The sequence below is a fragment of the Flavobacterium erciyesense genome, assembly GCF_018069925.1.
GTDB lineage: Bacteria > Bacteroidota > Bacteroidia > Flavobacteriales > Flavobacteriaceae > Flavobacterium > Flavobacterium erciyesense.
The window spans coordinates 1-20,622 of sequence record NZ_JAGPXB010000019.1 but is presented as its reverse complement, the minus strand read 5'-3'; the positions used below and the strand labels follow the sequence as shown (position 1 = coordinate 20,622).

Genomic DNA, 20,622 nt, shown 5'->3' with positions numbered 1-20,622 from the left:
ACAAAATAGTAAACTTTTGGATTGTATCTGAACTAAATCGGACCATTTTAAAAAACCAGAAGCATTACTTCGCTACTAGAACGAAAAAAGCATCCATTTCTTATAAAAAGGATGCTTTCTTTTAAGTAGTACATTAAATAATATTTCTATTCCCAATCAGGCATACTAGCATTACTGAATAAAATAGTTCGCGAAGCAGCAGCATTATTTATTGCTGGATTAAACTTGACAATATTTTTTATCGATAACCCATCATTTGAGGTATTCATCAAAATAAATTCAGCTTCGTTTGGTGAGTACCTGACATCAACATCTATAGTTCCCAAAGGTTTGTCAGCATTCATTTCTGTAATAACGCCGGAACTTAACACCGCTTGAAAAACCCTACTATCTAATTGTCTGTAATTGGCGGCTTCAAAGCCAGAAACATCACGTGTAAACAACAATCGTTGTCCATTTACAGAGAAATTCAAACCTCCAATAGCTCCATTAAAACCAGATACAACTTGATTTAGAACAGCTCCAGAAGTATTGATAAGATAAACCTCAGCATTGTAACCATTGGCATCATTTACCTTTAGGGCAATTTTAGATCCATCATTACTCCAGTCACATTCTGAAATGAATTTTCCGTTTGGAGTTTGATACAATCTTGTCAAGCCACTTCCATCGGCATTGATGCGATACAATTTGTCAAAGTAAGGATAGATGATTTGGCTGCCTGAAGTGTTCCAAGAAAAAGTGATATAATCCGAATTAAATCCCGAAATAGGCACAGAATTAGTCACTTTCAAGACATTTGTACCATCAAAATTCATAGTATAGATATGATTTTGACCTCCATTAGATCTTATGAAAGCTATTTTTTTTGCTTGATTATTTTTTCGAGGACGCCAACTGTTTACTGTTGTACTTGTTAATTGTACAAGATTGCCAGTATCATCGCCGGAGTAAATCACATAGTTGTTACTTTCTTTTTTGACAAATGAAAAGCGCCCATTTGGAAAAGCAGTAGTTGTAAATGCTCTTATTGGACTTAAAACTGCTGGATTTATACCATCATTCACTGAAACTTGCCAGTAGTACTTGGTACTGTAGGATAGGTTTTTCAGTAATAAACTTTTCTTACTTCCATTTTGATACGTAACTACTTCAGTACTATTTTCCTTTCTTAAAGTAATTTCAAATTTCAAACTGTCTTTTTCAATATCTGTGGCAGTCCAAGATAAATTCAATTCGATAGCTTGATTAGTGGCATTGTCAGCAGGCGAAACCAAAGTTGGGGTTGTGGGTGGTTTATTGTTTGAGGTTGATAATTTCAGTTCAAAAACTAAATTTGTTGTTTTATTCGCGTTCACTGTGGCTGGTTCAAATTTAGCAATATACCCGTCTTTTTGTGCCTCAAAAGAATAATCGCCAACTTTTACATCTTTTATGACAAACTTGCCTTGATCATCAGTAAATACAATACTGCTGCTAGGGTTAGAAAACACTTTTGCATTAGCAAGGGGCTTGAAATCGACTGCACTCACGACTTTACCTTCAATTGTACCGAATTCTTCGCCTGCAAATTTTTCTTCGGCACAGGAAACGAAAAATAAAAGTAAAGCCACGAAGGCTATTTTAAAACTTAGCTTTTCAGTCTTTGCGAATGCCGAATTGAAGATATGTTCTTTTTTCATCATTTTTTTAAATTTGAAATCCCACCAGATTTTGGATTTACTTTTTTATTTGGAAAATAATAGTTTAGTCCTAAGCCAAAACGGAAATAATAATCATCTCGAATTCCTCGTTCTAGGTAGTCTATTGTATCACTAAAATTAACGTTTTGTTCAGCAAAAATCTTAATCCCAACCACATTGCTAACGAGATATTCTAGTCCTGCTCCATATTGTACCTTTGCATGTACATTATCAAAAACTTTATTGGCTCCAACACCAAATCCACCATATAAAAAGGGAGTAAATTTATCTTTAGGCAAAAGAATTAGTTCTGCATTACAATCAAAAGTACCATAACCTACATCGAGTAAACCCTTATTTGCTAATTTGAAAACTGAAGCCGAGGTACTTATATTAAAACTTGGTGTAAAAAAATATTTAAATCCAACTCTACCCATTGGACGAAATATGGGACTGCTATAATCCCCGTCCATCAAAGTTACCCCTGCAGCCGCCTCAAAACCAAAACGGCCTCTTTTTTCCGTTTTATCTCTTCCATGTAGTAGAGTAACTTCAGCTTCTTCTTTCTCATTAGAATAACTTGCTATATAATCATCTACGGCTTTTTGAGGTTCCGATGATTTCCAAATTCCATCTTTTAAACCCTCTAATACTAAAGACTGAACCGCTTTTTCAATAGCTTCTGTAACAGCCATATGCACAGGTTCATTTGTAGTAAAACCTGTTTCAACCTCTAATAATCTTTTAAAATTGACATAGCGAAACAAGCTTTGGTCAATTGCTTGTGAAAGGATGGTTTTAGAAACGTAAACTGACTTTAAGATTTTACCATTAGCCGTAGAAATCATCCTCAAATAAATACTCACTCGGTCTTGTCTGTACTTGACAGATCCTCCTGCACCAAAGTAACGTGCCCCAAAACCTCCTGTTAAAATATTAGAATCGTATGAAATTATTCCTCCTTCTAATAATACTCCAGCATATAACAAAGGTGTAATTTGAACTTCATTTGGATTAGTACTTTTTGAATACTCCTGACGAGTTGAACGAATAAGATTACGCTCTTGCAATAAATTTCCAATATTTTCTCTTTCAATTGGAACAAACCATTTGGAATCCTCTAGTGCCTTAATCAATATTGAGGTCGCACCTTGAGTAACTGCGGTACTAAAAGTAGTTCCGGTTTCGGCTTCTTTGTATTGTCCGGTTTGATCTCTAAATTTGTATATCCCCACAACCACGGGTTCTTGAGGTTTAGGCAGATTTTTCAATAACGAAGTAGCTGGCGTACTCTCTCCTATAACGGCTTTTTGCACTCCATTGGGTTGATTAAAATAAGCCCCACAACTCGTAAGCATAATGACCAAAGTCATTAGTAGATACTTTTGATTTCTCATACTATTTTTTTGGTATTATCACAGTAGTTTGCTCCCCTGTATTGGTATCCAAAATAGTTACACTAAGTCCTCCCTCTGAGGGATAAATATCTACAGACAAACTTCCAAATGTATAAGACCCTTCAGTTACACCTGAAGTACCAAATTGTTGAGTAAAAAGAGATCTAGTGATTTGATTTAACAATTGAGAATTCAAGCTCTCTGTAAACCTTTCCAGTTCCGTTTTTTCAACTTTTTCCAGAGATTTATCTTTGAATTTATTTTGATTTTCAGCAGAGCTCATCAACCACTGATAGTTAAAAGTGTCACCGCCAAATGCAGGGTTTCTTGGTTTATAGACCAAACTCTGTGCAAATAAAGCAGGACTAAAAAAGCAAATAAAAAGAAGCGTTAAAATTGGTTTCATGGTTAAAAAAATTAATATTGAATGAAATATTTGCTTTGTTTTTCTAGTTCTTTAAAAAACTGATAAGTACCCTCAACCGATTCTTGTGCAACCGACTCTAAGTATTCATCATCTGGACGAGCTAGAAACTCATACACTACTGAATTGTCTATACTTATCAAAATTTTTGTGTTTCGTGCAAATGTGAATTCTTCACTTATAACTACAATTTTCTTAGCATTTACTCCAATTTCATTATACTTGTAATAATATCGATCATAAAAATCCTGTCCAATTCGTGTCTTAGTTTCGTTGAGTACAACCCCTCGCAACTCAAAACCATCAATAGGTATTTTTATTTCATCTTTTTTTTTTGCTCGCCAAGCACTACTCTGTCTTTGCTGATAATTTGTTTTTTTTCATCATAAAAAAGCAACATAACAATTACTTCATCACCATTATCGATGTTTATTTCAGTAGAAGAAAGTTTTTTAAACTCACCACGATTTAAAGTAAACATACCTTCTTGAGCATTATTTGTTTGATTGTTATTGATATTATTTTTTTTAATCACAGTTAATTTATAGCTAGCACTTTTTAAAATATCTGAAATATTTTCAGCAGTGCCTGTAATAATAGTATTCCCTTCCACATCTTTAATTTCAATTTTTGCTTTAATCTCATCTTGAATCACTTGAGCATTAATCCCATTGAGAAAAATAAAAAAGAATAAAAAAAAGTTAAGTCTAAACATTGTGCTATTTTAAATTGACTATTATAACTGTTGACCCATTACCACTTTGTGTTATTTTCATGTCTTTTGAAAGTGAATTGCTTCCAAAAGAATGAATACTTTGATTGTTCCCTTTTTGAATAAAATCTAAAGAAACAGCATGATTAGAATAACCACCATAATCAAAAACGGTGTTATTATCACCTTTTTGTATTATTCTTTGCTGTACCGAAACAGCTTCTTTTGAAACGGCTATACTATTGCCATCACCTTGTTGGTAAAGCTTTATTTCAGCACTATTTGCAAGTACATTAGTGCTTATTGAATTAAAATCCCCAATTTGCTGTATATACACCCCATTATTATTACCAACATTGCCAATTGCTTTTTCATATTGATTTGACAATATTATTTGTGTTTCAGCTTTAGTATAATTTTCAGCTAATGCAAACTGTGCCTGAGCATAGTTATTATACTGGAAAAGAAAAAATAATCCGGTAAATGCAATAAATTTTTTCATTTTGAGAAAATTTAAAAAAACTGGATGAATTGCATTAAACAATTCATCCAGTTAAGATTATTTTTAGTTAGACTGCAATACTAAAGCAGTATTAGCAGTTCCATTTTGGAAAGTAGCACTAACATTACCTGTTCCTGATTGCCCAGTGCCTGACATGTTTGATGTTCCAATTTGCAACGATCTTGAGAAATTGCCATCACCTAATTGTCCTGATCCAGCAATATTTCCACTACCATATTGAAAACTTTTGGTGTTGTTTCCAATACCATCTTGCCAACTGTACGATTGATTTAATTGTCCGCCTTGACTAGCATAGGCAACATTACTGTCTCCCATTTGTACTTGAACTGCCAAATTTGATCCATGTGGTGCAAAAGGAACTGTAACGCCACCTACAGCGGTAATGTCAATTGACCCAAAATCAGCTGCCAAAGGCAAATCGTTTCCAGAAGTACCTTGATCTACAGCTGCATAATTACCATTTCCTTGTTGTATTTGATAAGCTTGATCGCTTCCTAATGATCCCGGTTGGTCTTGCCATATTACAGCGCTGTTACTATCTCCAACTTGTGATTGACCGGCAATATTATTAAGATTGGATTGAGATACATAGGCATTATTACCACTACCAGATTGCATTTGAGTTGATGTATTGTTATCTCCACTTTGATTCGATAAAGCCACATTACTTAAACCCATTTGATCTTGAATGGCATCATGATTAGTTCCTGATTGATTAACGGTAGCAGAATTACTACTTCCATCTTGGTTTTGCCATGAAGTATTGTCATCACCATTTTGTATGGCAAGTGCGGTATTTCCAGGAGATTGATTTGGACCTGAGTTTTGATTTTGGGTCGCTTTATTTCTATCACCATTTTGCAATACAGTTGCCATGTTATTGTCAAATCTTTGAGTTTGACTAGAGGTATTCATGTCACCCACCTGAGTTGTAGAAGCCGAATTCGTTTCTGCATTTCCAACTCCTTGATCAATTTTTGCTTTATTTTTGTCTCCTAATTGAGAAACTGAGCCAAAATTTTGATCCCCTGCTTGTTTAACATCAGATTTGTTTTTCTTACCGTTTTGCATTACTTGAGCATTATTATAATGCCCTCCATCAACGAAATTAGACCCTAATTGATTAACTTTAGAATCGTTTAGATTACCAGTTTGGTTTACAGCTGCATTGTTGCCTGTTCCAACAGAACTAACGGTACTTGTATTGGCTTGTGCAAATCCGATAACGGACATCAGCATCGCGGAGATGCTTAAAACTACTTTTTTCATAATAAATATATTTAATTGGTTGTTAATACAAGTTATTATGTAGGTTCAAAAAAGTGATTTGGGGGATCCTTCTTCATATTTTACAACAAAAAAATACATCTTTTTTGTCTTTCAACATATCAAAGATAGAAAAGACGAATCAAAAAAAGCACGTATAAATACCTGTTTTTCAATTTAGTAAATTATTTTTCGATGAAAAGTAATCCTACATCGACGAACTACACTGTAGTAAAATAAAATAACACACTTTTTTGTACTAAATTATAAATACCATTAAAAGTTAGGTTTGACATTGCTAATTTATCATAAATCCAAGTATTTATTTGATAATATATAATTAAACATTTCTTAATATAAAATGATGACTTCTACCTAAAAAAACTTTGGAGAGCACAATCCCACAAGTTGTGAAACTAAAAAAAGCTCCTCTTAGTAGAGGAGCTTTCCGGTCAAAATGTAAATTAAATTATTTTGTAAACAGCAGTTCACGGTATTTGGTCAGTGTCCAAATTTCATTATCAACAAGTAACTCTAATTTATCACAGTGATTGCGAATAATTTCAAAGTAAGGTTTTACATTATTGCAGTACGCTTCAGCCATTTCTTGTACGTTGGTTAACGTATTGGCTAATCTTCTTTCGTTTGTCATTTCCTCTACTTTTGAGTTGATGCCTTCAATATGACCTGAAATTTCTTTGATTAATATGATTTGCTCCTTAGCTATAGTCTCAAATTCAGCACCAAAAATATCTTTCAAACCTTTTACATTGGCAATCAAAGTATTTTGATAACGAATTGCCGTTGGTATCACGTGGTTTTTAGAAATATCCCCTAAAACTCTCCCTTCTATTTGAATTTTTTTGGTGTATTCTTCTAATTCAATCTCGTAGCGTGCTTCAAGTTCAACGTGATTCATGATGTTTAACTCTGAGAACAAGTCTAAAGATTGTTTTGAAATTCTAGCTTTTAAAGCTTCTGGCGTAGTTTTAAAATTACTCAACCCGCGTTTTTTTGCCTCAACTTCCCACTCTTCACTATAGCCATCGCCTTCAAAAAGGATTTTTTTAGATTGCTTGATGTACTCGCGCAATACATTAAAAATCGCATCATCCTTTTTCATATCCTTTGAATCAATCAATGCATCAACCTCAACTTTAAAGTCACGCAACTGCTTAGCAACAATAGCATTTAAGGTAGTCATTGCATTAGAGCAATTGGCTGTTGATCCTACTGCTCTAAATTCGAATTTGTTTCCTGTAAAAGCAAACGGAGAAGTTCTGTTTCTATCTGTATTATCTAAAAGTACATCTGGGATTTTACCAACTACATTCAATTTTAACTCTGTTTTTTCCTCAGGTGATAATTTGCCTGCGGTAACACCTTCTAACTCGGCCAAAACTTTGGTCAATTGTTCACCTATAAAAACCGAAATTATGGCTGGTGGTGCTTCATTGGCTCCAAGCCTATGATCATTACTTGCTGATGCAATAGCGGCTCTTAACAAGGATTCGTTATCATTAACTGCTTTTATCGTATTTATGAAAAAAGTTAAAAACTGTAGGTTACTCATTGGTGTTTTGCTCGGGCTCAATAAATTAACTCCTGTATCTGTAGCCAAAGACCAGTTGTTATGCTTACCTGAACCATTTACACCTTTGAAAGGCTTTTCGTGGAACAACACCATTAAATCATGACGCTCCGCAACTTTTTGCATCACATCCATTAATAAACAGTTGTGGTCTACGGCAAGATTAGTTTCTTCAAAAATAGGAGCCAATTCAAATTGATTTGGCGCTACTTCGTTATGTCTAGTTTTAACTGGAATGCCAAGTAACATGCATTCTTGCTCCAAATCTCTCATGTAGGTAAGAGCTCGCGTTGGAATCGATCCAAAATAATGATCGTCTAACTGCTGTCCTTTGGCAGATGTATGTCCTAAAAGTGTTCGTCCGGTCATAATCAAATCAGGACGCGAATTAGCTAATGCGCGGTCTATCAGAAAATATTCTTGTTCCCAACCTAAAGTGGCAGTAACTTTTTTTACATTTTTATCAAAATATTTACAAACCTCAGTAGCGGCTTCATCCATAACCATAAGCGCACGAAGCAAAGGTGTTTTATAATCTAAAGCTTCCCCTGTATAAGAAATAAACACAGTTGGAATACATAAGGTTGTTCCAAAAATAAAGGCCGGAGAAGTAGGATCCCAAGCAGTATATCCTCGAGCTTCAAAAGTATTTCGAATACCACCATTAGGAAAACTAGAGGCATCAGGCTCTTGTTGAACCAATTGCGCACCACCAAATTTTTCTACCGGATCACTACCATCAAAAGAGGTTTCAAAAAAAGCATCATGTTTTTCAGCAGTTGTTCCTGTCAAAGGTTGAAACCAATGCGTGTAATGCGTCACTCCTTTTGAAAGCGCCCATTCTTTCATTCCCATGGCAATATAATCTGCTAGTTTGCGATCAATTTTAGTACCATGTTGCACTGCATTTTGTATTCCTTTTAAAGCATCTGAGGTCAAAAATTGTCTCATGGCTTTGTCATTAAATACATTCGAACCAAAAATGACTGATTTTTTTCCTGTTTCATCAAATTGAACGGGCTTTCTAGTAGCTGCTTCTCTTAAAGCTTGAAAACGTAATGTTGGCATGTTGTTCTTGTTTAAATTAGTATTCCTGATTTTGATAAAGGTCAAATATAAGCAATTTCGTTTGAAAATTTAATTCAGCATTTATAGAATTCTATATTTAGCCCCCATAAAATTACCAATATATAGTTTTACCCCTATCAAAAATAATCATATTCAAAAAATAACATATTAAATTACAAAAACAACCCCCTAAATTTTACGGTTAAAAAAATTATTTTAATTTTGTACCATTAATAATCACGAAGTAATTTAAATTGTCATGGCGAAAATAAAATTAGAGTACATTTGGTTAGACGGTTATGAACCAACACAAAATCTTAGAAGTAAAACAAAAGTTGAAGAGCATGAAAACTTTCAAGGAACTTTAGAAGAACTTGGAAATTGGTCTTTTGATGGTTCATCTACGAGACAAGCCGAAGGTGGTTCGTCTGATTGTTTATTAGTTCCAGTAGCAATTTATCCAGATCCTACTCGTATCAATGGTTATTTAGTAATGACAGAGGTTATGAATGCAGATGGTACACCACATCCTTCAAACGGAAGAGCTACTATTGATGATGATGGTGATTTCTGGTTCGGATTTGAGCAAGAATACTTTATTATGGATACCAAAACACTATTGCCTCTTGGTTTCCCAATTGGAGGTTATCCAGCACCACAAGGAATGTACTACTGTTCAGTAGGCGGAAAAAACACTCACGGAAGAAAATTAGTTGAAGAGCATGCTGATCTTTGTATTGCTGCAGGAATTAACTTTGAAGGAATCAATCAAGAAGTTGCTTGCGGACAATGGGAATTTCAATTATTTGCAAAAGGTGCTAAAAAAGCAGGTGACGAAATTTGGGTAGCGCGCTACTTACTAGATCGTTTGACTGAAAAATACGGATATTACATTGAATACCACCCAAAACCACTTGGAGATACTGATTGGAATGGCTCTGGTATGCATGCCAACTTCTCTAACGAAGTTTTAAGAACATGTGGCTCTCAAGAAACATACGAAAAAATTTGTGAAGCTTTCAGACCTGTAACTGCAGAGCACATCGCGGTTTACGGAGCTTACAACGACCAGCGTTTAACCGGAAAACATGAAACCGCTTCAATCAACGATTTCTCTTATGGAGTATCTGACAGAGGATGTTCAATCCGTATTCCATTGATGACCGTTCAAAAAGGATGGAAAGGATGGCTTGAAGATCGTAGACCAGCTTCAAACGGTGATCCATATAAAATTGCAGCTAGAATTATCAAAACAGTAAACTCTGCTTTATAATTTTGAACACTATATTTTTTGAACTAAAATGCCTTCTGTACTGAGGGCATTTTTTTTTAACTATCTTTTAATATTTAGCCCTCAACTTTATCTGCAATACTATTCTTGTTTCAAGATTCTCGAACTATCTTTGTGCTACATTTTAAAATAAAACTTATGATTGTTTGGATCACTTTTTTAGCTGCAGTTCTCGTTTTTTTAGCATTAGACTTGGGAGTATTTAATAAAAACCCACATATCATTAGCTCAAAAGAAGCTGGGAAATGGACTGGAATATGGGTTACATTATCGTTTCTTTTCTCCGGAGTTGTTTACTGGCTTTATACCACCAATTATATTCCCAACCCAGATGCACTTAAACCTAGTGCAGCTGCAATGAAATTTATAACAGGCTATCTAATCGAACTTTCGTTAAGTATTGACAACATTTTTGTGATAGCCATTATTTTTGCAGCTTTCAAAATTCCACAAAAATACCAACACCGCGTATTGTTTTGGGGTATACTTGGAGCCATTATTTTTAGAGGTTTAATGATCTTTTTTGGTGTAATGCTGATTAATAAGTTTTCATGGATGACCTATATATTTGGTGCATTCTTGATTTATACAGCGATGAAAATGTTGTTTAGTGGCGATGACGAGCAATTTCAACCCAAAAAATCATTCGTTTACAAGAGTCTAAAAAAAATAATGCCAATCTCGAATCATATTGATGAGGAACATTTTTTTGTAAAAAGAAGACACATTACTGCTGCAACCCCACTTTTTGTAGCACTAGTTGTAATAGAGGTGATGGATGTTGTTTTTGCAATAGATAGTGTACCGGCTATTTTAGCTATTACCAATGATCCTTTTCTAGTTTTTAGTTCGAATATCTTTGCTATTTTAGGATTGCGTTCTATGTATTTTTTCCTTGCCAATATGCTGGCTAAATTTAGCTACTTAGAATACAGCTTGATTGCAATTTTGAGTTTTGTAGGTGTTAAAATGATTGCTCATGATTTTATAAAATTGCCTGAATGGGTTTCGTTAGCTTTTATAGCCGTGGCTTTAGGCGTAGGGATAATTGTTTCGCTACAAAAAGCAAAACAATCAGAGTAAAAATAAAAAAAGGAAATCGAGAGATTTCCTTTTTTTATAATTGTAATTTGAATTACAAATTGATCATCTTAACATCAGCTTGTGATACCTTTAGAGCAGACAATACCGCACTCATATTATTTTTATCTATAGTTTTTGCAAAACCGTCAGGGATAATTACAATTTTAAAGGTTTGATTTTGAGTCCAATCAGGCGACAAAGAATTCAAATCAAAATTAGCTGAAAGGTAAATATCAACATAAGACCTAGTATAGTCAAAGTTAAAATCTAATTCATCTCCTCCGGAGAAATAATAGGTTTGCGGCATTAATTTCCAAACATCTTGGCCATTTACTACGTCATACAGGTGATATACCAAAACGGAATCAGACGAATATATTGGTGGATCAAAAATCACTCTTCTTTCGTAATTATTCAATCTATTAAATGAAGTGTTTACTTCAAATACTTCTGTTCTTGGTGCATCCGTCTCATCATATATTTCTGTAACTTCACAGCTTGTTAGTGTAATCATCCCGATGAAAACCAACAATAAGGTAATTTTTTTCATGATCTTTATGTTTTTATGGTTTGTGTTGAAAATGACTATTCATGAACTATGCCAAACTTTAATTTTAAAGATCAAGCAAACGCAGCTTGACATTTATTGCAAGTAATTTTATTAATAATTTCAATACTTTGACTTCTTCCAAGGCTTTATTTTTTTTTATAAAATGATATTTACTTCCAAATTAAACATTCCCACAAGCCACTTAAACCAAAAAAAATGTAGAAAAACAGATCTAAATCCCTTTTTTTCAAATAATACTCCTGCTCTTTAAAATAGTAGTGCAATATTTTAACTTCTTGAGTTAACTAATTAAAAACAACCACCCCAAATCAATTGAAAAAAAATAGTTTTTGAATTAGTAGTTTCTGAAAATAAGATAAAACGTACTGAACTCACGTTTTTCCTACACAAAAAACAGTATCTTAGCACAATGCTACCAATTTAGCAATATAAGTGAAGTACATGAACATTGTCAGCACTAATTTGATATTGGTATTTGTGGCTCGAAATTTAAAAAGTTGAAACAAAACATGTTTATGCGGAAATTATTTTTCTTACTTTTTTTTGTCTTAATAAGCTCTCATTCTTTCGGACAAGAAAATTGTGAAAACGGCATTGATGATGATTCAGATGGCAAAATTGATTTGAATGATACCGACTGTGCTTGTCAAAACACAATTAGCTCTAGTTTCCTTAAAAACCATAATTTTGAACAAAAGAACTTTTGTCCAAATAATTTTGCACAATTTAATGCCGCTACAAATTGGTTTTTACCGAGCTCAGGAACTTCAGATTATATTAATTCTTGTGGTTTTGTACCAGCATCTGCAACAGATGCTGGAATTTATCCTCTCCCCCCCTCTAATGGTAATGGCGTTGCTGGAATATTAGTTTCACAAGATTATAAAGAGTTTATCGCTAGCTGTACAACTATGACGCTAGTAGCCGGTACTAAATATCAGTTAAATTTTGACATCGCCTCCTCTACATCTGGCAGAATTATTGATACCGGCCCAAATATCGGTCAAGTTTGCAATGACGGCATATTGAACGCTGGGAAAATTGAAATTACTTTGTACGGAAGAGCAGACTGCGACACGAGTACACCACCAAGCACAAACAATTTCCCACCGGGCTGGCAAGCATTAGGAACCGCAACATACCTACCTTCAAAAACCTGGAATCAATTAACCATTATTTTTACCCCTTCAATAAATGTAAATTCGATCATGTTGGGGGCTCCAAACAACCTACCTGACACATATTCCGATGAAAGCAGCTACATGGCCTGTTTTCCGTATTTTTATCTTGACAACCTCATTTTAAACACTAGCTCCAATTTAGGGTTAAAAATTAACCCAACTGGTAATTTCTGTGAAAATACATTAAAATTGAATGCCAGTATTGATTCAAATATCGGCGGAGGCTATTCTTTTCAATGGTATAAAAATGGAATTGCAATTTTTGGAGCTACAAATAGTACAATAAGCGTACCTAATGAAACAACTAATATTGGGAATTATCAAGTAAAGATTAGCAAATCTGGGTTGTGTAAAATAAGTCCTTTTTACAATGTGAACACCGTGCTTGATATTCCTGATTATACAATTGACCAATCGCCTTGCTTTCCTGGTGAAACAACTATAACGATCACCACACCAGCAGATGAATATAGTTTTGATAATGGTGCTACTTGGTCAACAAGCCCCTCAAAAGAAAATTTAAATGCATCTTATAATCCAATTCAAATCTTAATTAAAAAAAATGGATGTATATCAAGTGCACGATATGTTACACTTATTTTTCCACCTATTGCAACTATTTATACGGAGCCAGAGTTAACCGTAATTCAGCCAGGATGTCAATCAAATGGATCAATTACAGTAACGACACCAGCATTAGCCTATAGTTTTGATAATGGTGTGACTTGGACAACAAATCCGACCCTGGAAAACTTACCACCAAATCCTTCTTTTGATTATAAAATAAGAATTAAAACTTTGTTGGGATGCATAAGCATACCTAAACACATTGCAATGCAACCATTCAGACTTCCTCAGCCACAGGCAACTACTACGAATATAGGATGCGGTGTTGGTGGTACTTTAAGCTTTTCTACACTTGCCCATGAGTATAGCATAGATGGTGGTGTCAACTGGTCCACCAACTCAAAATTTACTAATTTAAGTTCTGGAGATTACTACGTAATGGTCCGAAATCAATTTAATTGCATCTCTCAAGTAAGCATTGTTTTTGTCGGGGAAGATAATATAGAAAAACCTACAGTTAATTTCACACAACCTAGTTGCGGATCACTAGGTTCAATTTCAGTAGTAACACAAGCGGAGCAATACAGCTTTGACAATGGAAACACTTGGTCAAGCAACAACATTGCAACAAATTTACAGCCAGGTTATCACATCGTAAAAATAAAAGATGCAAAAAATTGTACTTCCGTAGGAGAACTTGTTTTTTTAGAGGCTTACAAATCAAGTGTTAAAATTGAATATTTTATTAGTAATCCAAGCTGTGGAAATAACGGCAGTATTAAAATCCTAACCCAAGCACAAGAGTATAGCATAGATAACGGTGTTACTTGGTCTAGCACTGCATTTTTTAATCAACTTTCTGCTAATTACTATCAACTAAAAGTTCGGAATGGTGTTAATTGTGAATCCGACCAAATAACTGTTCATCTTCGAGATTTTATAGAATTAAGTCCAACATACCAAATAACTGACGCTGGCTGTAATACTTATGGTAATATCTCCATAACAACTCTAGCTGACCTTTATAGCTTTGACAATGGTATTACTTGGTCATCAGATAACACTTTATCAAATCTATCCGGCAATTTCAACTATACATTACTGGTAAAAAAGAATAATTGTTATTCACAATCTCTTGATGTAAATTTCAACTCAACGTATCTACCAAGCCCAGTTGTTTCTGACTACCATGCAAACATTTGTGATATTGATAATAACGAAATTGAACGAATAAATTTAACAGATTATAATGCTTACCTAACAGCAGATTATACCAATCATAATTACTATTACTTTTTATCTTTGACAGATGCTCAAAATTTAAACTTAAGTAATCAAATTTATAATTTTAAAACTTTTGAGTTACAAAAAAAACAGCCTTTTGTATATGTATCAATAGAATCTCCAAATAATTGCAGAAGTATTGCCCAAATAAACTTTTCGTTTTTAGAAACTCCTTCTTTAAAAACGATTTCAGATACAGTAGTTCTTTGCCAAAACGAAAGTGTCATCATTAATGCTAATAATAATTCCTACAGCTATTTGTGGTCCGATGGTTCTACCTCACAATCAATTACAATTTCACAACCAGGTAATTATTATGTTACAGCAACAATCGATCATGGAACACAAAAATGTTCTACAACAAAAAATTTCACGGTTACTTTGTCAAATGCCGCAACAATAATTAATATCCAAACTCAAGACTGGACTGACGCGGAAAACGTTATTATAATAAATTCAAATGGCATTGGAAATTATGAATTTTCGATAGACGGCGTAAATTATCAAGATAGCAATATTTTTTCAGGATTAAATAGTGGCGATTATAAGGTCTATGTTCGCGATAAAAAAGGGTGTGGAATCACTCAAGAAAATATATTTTTACTAATGTACCCTAAATTTTTCACTCCAAATGGAGATGGTCATAATGATACTTGGTCAATTAAATTCTCGAATACAGAACCAAATTTAAAAGTAAATATTTTTGATCGCTATGGTAAGCTTTTTAAAACATTACAAAATGCCGATTCTTGGGACGGTAAACACAATGGGAATAACCTTTCATCTGATGACTACTGGTTTGTGGTTACTAGAGAAAATGGAAAAGAGTACCGAGGCCATTTTAGTTTAAAAAGATAGCACGATTCTAATAACTGTGGTTTTACAAATTGACTAGAAAAATATTAAATTTACTTTTGCTCTGATAAAAAATGCAACCCAAACATAAATCAAAACAAGGCAAATCCTACGGCGCAAAAAAACAAACTCATCTGGATAGAATAACTTTTCAATTATGGATACAAAACACAAATTATACATGATCATGCTAGGCTGCAAGCCGGATGGAAGATTTACAGAACAGCACGATATTTTTTTTGGAATAGGAACTTCACTCAAAGATTTAGTTCCTCAAATGAAAGCTTTTTGGCCTGAAGCTAAAGGCAAAATTCATATTGATGCTTGGCGCGAAGTGACTCACGTAAACAATCACCATATTGAAATTGTGCTACGCGAACATTCTGATGAAAGTAGCACAGAAAAATTATTTTTTCTCAATCTAGGTGGTTACAAAGAAAATGACTTTGAAGAATATCATTACAAAATGCTTGCAGTTGCTAAAACCTTGGGACTGGCAACACGAAAATCAAAAACCACCGCCTTTTTTAAACATTGCGGTTTTAAAGGTGCGGAATCACATATTGACGAAAAATATGGTGTTGATGTGGATGATCGTTATCGAGTAGATGATATGCTTCCTTCAACAACGAAATTACTTTACGGTTTGAAAATAACAAAATCGGAAAATGTTATTGAAGATGATCAGTTACATATTGGTTATGTAAAAATTAGTGGTTTAAAGTAATACTTTTATAAACTTTCTTTTACTTGACTCCACAAAAAAGGTCTTTCAGTTATTTCTGAAAGACCTTTTTTTAGAACTAAATCACGCTAATTTACGGAATCAAAACTCCATTACTTTTTAAAACTCCTTGAAAAAATAACAAATGAGTTGGTAAAGCACTTTCCCAATATTCCCACGTATGTGCACCTGGACGCTCTATATATTCGTGCGGTACTTTGGCATAGACCAATCTGCGGTGCAGTTCTCTATTTGTTTCTATCAAAAAGTCATCTACCCCGCAATCAATTATGGTTGGTAGTTTATTAGTTTTGATTTTATCAACCATATTCATCACCGCATTGGCAGCATAAACTTCTTGAGGAGCACCATTTGGCCCAAATACAGGCTCTAACAATTTGGTCACACGCTCTTTACTCTCAGGCGTAACAATACTACCCATATCAAGAGCACCGCTCATACTACCCACAGCACTAAACAATTCAGGATGTCTTGTTGAAAGATACATAGCGCCGTGTCCTCCCATTGACAATCCAGAAATTACCCGACCTTTTTTATCAGCTACCGTTCTATAGGTTTGATCTATTTTTTGAACTACTTCTTTGGTGATATAGGTTTCAAATTGACTGCCTTTATTAACCGGGCTATCTAAGTAAAAACTAAAAGTTTCGCCTTCGGGCATGACGATAATAATGTTGTATTTATCTGCTAAATTATGAACTAGCATTTTATCTGGAGTTTTAGACAGCCAATCATTAAAATGTCCATAAGCACCGTGTAGCAAATATAAAACTGGGTAATTACTTTTGCTTTTTGCGTACGAATTAGGTAAAACTACAGCAGCCTTATAGGTTTTACTCATGGCAACGCTTGGAATTTGCAATGTATCCACCTTCGCAGCATACATATTCATAGTCACCACTAACAAGCAGAAAACCAGCAATACTTGAAATTTTTTCATAGTTATAAAGTTTAATATGTAAATATAACACATTACTTTTATTTGACTTAGATATCCACAAAACAAACAAAGGTCTTTCTGTGAAGAAAGACCTTTGAATTATTATTGCAATTAAGCTTGACTTAAATTAAATTTTATTTGATAAAATCCCACCCAAAAGCGGGATAAGCAACTCGCACACTTTTTTGCTCCGCAAAAAGTGGTTCTCTGAGATCCCGACAGAAATCGGGATAAGCGATTCACACACTTTTTTGCTCCGCAAAAAGTGGTTCTCTGCTTACATATTTCTGCGGTACTGTCCGCCTACTTCAAACAAAGCTGCTGTAATTTGCCCAAGCGAACATACTTTAGTTGCTTCCATCAAATGTTCAAATAAATTTTGGTTTTTAATGGCTGCTTCTTGAATACTGTTCAATTGTTCATTTACTTTATCTTGATTTGATTGGTGAAGATTATTCAACATATCAATTTGATATTGTTTTTCTTCTTCAGTAGCACGAATTACTTCGGCAGGTATTACAGTTGGAGAACCTTTTGAACTCAAGAATGTATTTACGCCCACAATTGGGAATTCGCCAGTATGTTTCAATGTTTCGTAGTACAAACTTTCTTCTTGAATTTTGCTACGTTGGTACATTGTTTCCATAGCACCAAGAACACCGCCACGCTCTGTAATTCGGTCAAATTCTAACAATACTGCAGCTTCAACAAGATCAGTCAATTCTTCAATTATAAAAGCACCTTGAATAGGGTTTTCGTTTTTGGCTAGACCTAATTCCTTATTAATGATTAATTGAATTGCCATTGCACGACGTACTGATTCTTCCGTAGGCGTTGTAATTGCCTCGTCATACGCATTGGTATGCAATGAGTTACAGTTGTCATAAATCGCATACAAAGCCTGCAAGGTCGTACGAATGTCGTTGAAATCAATTTCTTGTGCGTGCAATGAACGTCCTGAGGTTTGAATGTGGTATTTCAACATTTGTGCTCTCTCGTTCGCTCCATATTTGTTTTTCATGGCTTTCGCCCAAATTTTACGTGCTACACGACCAATTACTGCATATTCTGGATCGACACCATTTGAGAAGAAAAACGATAAGTTTGGTCCGAAATCATTGATATTCATTCCGCGACTCAAGTAGTATTCTACGTAAGTGAATCCGTTGGACAAGGTAAATGCCAATTGCGTAATTGGATTTGCACCAGCTTCAGCGATGTGATACCCTGAAATAGAAACGGAGTAAAAATTTCGAACGTTTTTAGCAATAAAATATTCTTGAACGTCACCCATTAATCGGAGGGCAAATTCAGTAGAAAAGATACAAGTGTTTTGTGCTTGATCTTCTTTTAAAATATCTGCTTGAACCGTTCCACGAACTTGTGATAAAGTTCTTGCTTTAATTTCGTTATATACATTTTGCGGTAAAACCTGATCACCAGTAACACCTAAAAGCATTAATCCCAAACCGTCATTACCTGCTGGCAATTCGCCTTGATATTTCGGTCTTGCTACACCTTTTTCTTTATAAATCGCTTCAATTTTAGCGGTAACCTCAGCTTCTAAATCATTGGCTTTTATGTATAATTCGCACTGCTGATCAATAGCTGCATTCATAAAAAACCCAAGCAACATAGGTGCTGGTCCGTTAATAGTCATACTAACTGATGTCATAGCATGAACCAAATCAAAACCAGAATATAATTTTTTAGCATCATCAAGACAACAGATCGATACTCCTGCATTTCCAATTTTTCCGTAAATATCAGGACGCACGTGAGGATCATTACCGTACAATGTCACACTATCAAAAGCAGTAGACAAACGTTTTGCAGGTAATCCCGCACTCACATAATGAAAACGCTTGTTGGTTCTTTCAGGTCCACCTTCTCCCGCAAACATACGAGATGGATCTTCACCTTCACGTTTAAAAGGATACAATCCGGCAGCGAAAGGGAATTCACCTGGTACATTTTCTTGCAACGACCAACGTAAAATATCGCCCCAAGCTTGGTACTTTGGCAAAGCAATTTTTGGTATTTGCGTGTGCGATAACGACTCTGTATGCGTAGCCATTTTAATTTCGCGGTCACGCACCTTGAAGGTATACACCGGATTTTTGTATTTATCTACTTTTTCTTTCCATGTTAAAATGATTTCCCAGTTGTACGGGTCTAAATTCATCTTTACACGATCAAATTCTTTCAACAACAACTGTAAAAAGAGTTGCGATTCTGGCTGACTAGCACTCACAAAAGCATCATCAATTCCGGCTTTGTTTAGCACTAAAGTCGTATTTGAAACTGACTCTACCGTTTTGTAAATACCGTATAATTTCTGAGCCACTTCCACTTGAGTAAGTGCAGTTTCATCATATTTTCGGTTATTTTCGGCAATTTCAGAAAGATAACGCGTACGATGTGGCGGAATTACGAAAATTTTCTCACTCATTTCGCGCGTAATCTGGAAGGTCGATTTTAAGTCAGAATTTGTTTTCTCGTCTACTTTGTCCATGATGGCTTTGTAGAGCGTATTCATTCCTGGATCATTAAATTGCGAAGCAATAGTTCCAAAAACTGGCAACGAATCTAAATCAGCATCCCATAAATTGTGGTTGCGCTGGTACTGCTTTTTAACATCGCGCAAGGCATCAAGTGAGCCTCGTTTGTCGAACTTATTGATCGCTACTAAATCAGCAAAATCAAGCATGTCGATTTTTTCTAATTGGGTAGCCGCACCAAATTCTGGTGTCATTACATATAAAGACACATCAGAGTGGTCCATGATTTCAGTATCAGACTGGCCGATTCCTGAAGTTTCTAAAATAATAATATCGTAGTTGGCTGCTTTGATTACTTGAATCGCATCGGCAACATATTTTGATAAAGCCAAATTAGATTGACGTGTAGCCAAAGAGCGCATGTAAACACGAGGGTTGTTTATGGCGTTCATACGAATACGATCGCCTAAAAGTGCGCCACCTGTTTTTCTTTTTGATGGGTCAACAGAAATTAAACCGATTGTTTTTTCAGGAAAATCAATCAAGAAACGACGTACCAATTCATCAACCAAAGATGATTTACCAGCACCACCTGTACCTGTTATTCCTAAAACTGGAGTCGTGCTATTGGCATTTTTTTCTTGAATTGCTTCTAAAGTTTTAGCGGCAACTTCAGGGAAATTTTCGGCTGCAGAAATAATACGCGCTAATGCTGTAGGGTTTTTCGACTCCAATTGCTCCAACTCATTAGTCAGTTGATTTCCTGTTGGGAAATCAGCTTTTTGAACTAAATCGTTTATCATTCCTTGCAATCCCATGGCACGCCCATCATCCGGTGCATAGATACGGGTAATTCCGTAAGCTTGTAATTCTGCAATTTCAGAAGGTAGGATTACACCACCACCGCCACCAAATATTTTTATTTGACCCGCTCCTTTTTC

The 20,622-nt window shown here is 34.8% G+C and carries 15 protein-coding genes; 4 read left to right on the top strand and 11 right to left on the bottom strand.

Features of this window, described 5'->3' with window-relative positions; genetic code table 11:
• Positions 1–146: 146 nt before the first annotated feature.
• The 8 genes from KBJ98_RS14440 to KBJ98_RS14405 all read right to left on the bottom strand — a co-directional run bounded on the left by KBJ98_RS14440 (position 147) and on the right by KBJ98_RS14405 (position 8,663).
• Positions 147–1,685 (bottom strand): carboxypeptidase regulatory-like domain-containing protein, encoded by a 1,539-nt coding sequence (locus KBJ98_RS14440; protein ID WP_210791696.1) that lies wholly within the window; start codon positions 1,683–1,685, stop codon positions 147–149.
• Complete coding sequence (locus tag KBJ98_RS14435; RefSeq protein ID WP_210791694.1) at positions 1,682–3,079, bottom strand: CsgG/HfaB family protein; 1,398 nt, start codon at positions 3,077–3,079, stop codon at positions 1,682–1,684. Before KBJ98_RS14435 ends, KBJ98_RS14440 begins: the two co-directional genes overlap by 4 nt.
• Position 3,080: 1 nt before the next feature.
• On the bottom strand, positions 3,081–3,485 hold the full coding sequence (locus KBJ98_RS14430) for a curli production assembly/transport component CsgF (protein WP_210791692.1): 405 nt from the start codon (positions 3,483–3,485) through the stop codon (positions 3,081–3,083).
• An 11-nt stretch (positions 3,486–3,496) separates the two neighbouring features.
• On the bottom strand, positions 3,497–3,796 hold the full coding sequence (locus KBJ98_RS14425; RefSeq protein ID WP_210791690.1) for a CsgE family curli-type amyloid fiber assembly protein: 300 nt from the start codon (positions 3,794–3,796) through the stop codon (positions 3,497–3,499).
• Between the two features lie 23 nt (positions 3,797–3,819).
• A complete protein-coding gene (locus KBJ98_RS14420; RefSeq protein ID WP_210791688.1) occupies positions 3,820–4,218 on the bottom strand; it encodes a hypothetical protein in 399 nt (132 codons plus the stop codon).
• Positions 4,219–4,222: 4 nt separating this feature from the next.
• Entirely contained in the window at positions 4,223–4,717 is a 495-nt protein-coding gene (locus KBJ98_RS14415) for an uL18 family ribosomal protein (protein ID WP_210791686.1), read from the bottom strand.
• A 63-nt stretch (positions 4,718–4,780) separates the two neighbouring features.
• On the bottom strand, positions 4,781–6,007 hold the full coding sequence (locus KBJ98_RS14410; RefSeq protein WP_210791684.1) for a hypothetical protein: 1,227 nt from the start codon (positions 6,005–6,007) through the stop codon (positions 4,781–4,783).
• 466 nt (positions 6,008–6,473) lie between these two features.
• On the bottom strand, positions 6,474–8,663 hold the full coding sequence (locus KBJ98_RS14405; protein WP_210791682.1) for a glutamine synthetase III family protein: 2,190 nt from the start codon (positions 8,661–8,663) through the stop codon (positions 6,474–6,476).
• A gap of 259 nt (positions 8,664–8,922) precedes the next feature.
• Between KBJ98_RS14405 and KBJ98_RS14400 the strand changes: the two genes are divergently transcribed.
• Together KBJ98_RS14400 and KBJ98_RS14395 are read left to right on the top strand one after the other, a co-directional pair.
• Positions 8,923–9,936, top strand: a complete 1,014-nt coding sequence (locus KBJ98_RS14400) for a glutamine synthetase beta-grasp domain-containing protein (protein WP_166136859.1) — start codon at positions 8,923–8,925, stop codon at positions 9,934–9,936.
• Positions 9,937–10,092: 156 nt separating this feature from the next.
• Positions 10,093–11,037: a TerC family protein gene (locus KBJ98_RS14395; protein WP_210791680.1), complete on the top strand. Its 945-nt coding sequence runs from the start codon at positions 10,093–10,095 to the stop codon at positions 11,035–11,037.
• A 52-nt stretch (positions 11,038–11,089) separates the two neighbouring features.
• Here KBJ98_RS14395 and KBJ98_RS14390 read toward each other — a convergent pair whose 3' ends face one another.
• Entirely contained in the window at positions 11,090–11,587 is a 498-nt protein-coding gene (locus KBJ98_RS14390) for a hypothetical protein (protein WP_210791678.1), read from the bottom strand.
• Positions 11,588–12,123: 536 nt separating this feature from the next.
• On the opposite strand from KBJ98_RS14390, the gene KBJ98_RS14385 reads away from it, so the two are divergent.
• Together KBJ98_RS14385 and KBJ98_RS14380 are read left to right on the top strand one after the other, a co-directional pair.
• A complete protein-coding gene (locus KBJ98_RS14385; RefSeq protein ID WP_210791677.1) occupies positions 12,124–15,498 on the top strand; it encodes a T9SS type B sorting domain-containing protein in 3,375 nt (1,124 codons plus the stop codon).
• A 154-nt stretch (positions 15,499–15,652) separates the two neighbouring features.
• Entirely contained in the window at positions 15,653–16,222 is a 570-nt protein-coding gene (locus KBJ98_RS14380; RefSeq protein WP_210791676.1) for a DUF1543 domain-containing protein, read from the top strand.
• A gap of 91 nt (positions 16,223–16,313) precedes the next feature.
• Here the strand turns inward: KBJ98_RS14380 and KBJ98_RS14375 are convergent, their stop codons facing one another.
• Positions 16,314–17,180, bottom strand: a complete 867-nt coding sequence (locus tag KBJ98_RS14375) for an alpha/beta hydrolase (RefSeq protein ID WP_210791675.1) — start codon at positions 17,178–17,180, stop codon at positions 16,314–16,316.
• A 277-nt stretch (positions 17,181–17,457) separates the two neighbouring features.
• Positions 17,458–20,622 (bottom strand): methylmalonyl-CoA mutase family protein (locus tag KBJ98_RS14370; protein WP_210791674.1); only part of this gene is annotated, 3,165 nt, incomplete at its 5' end.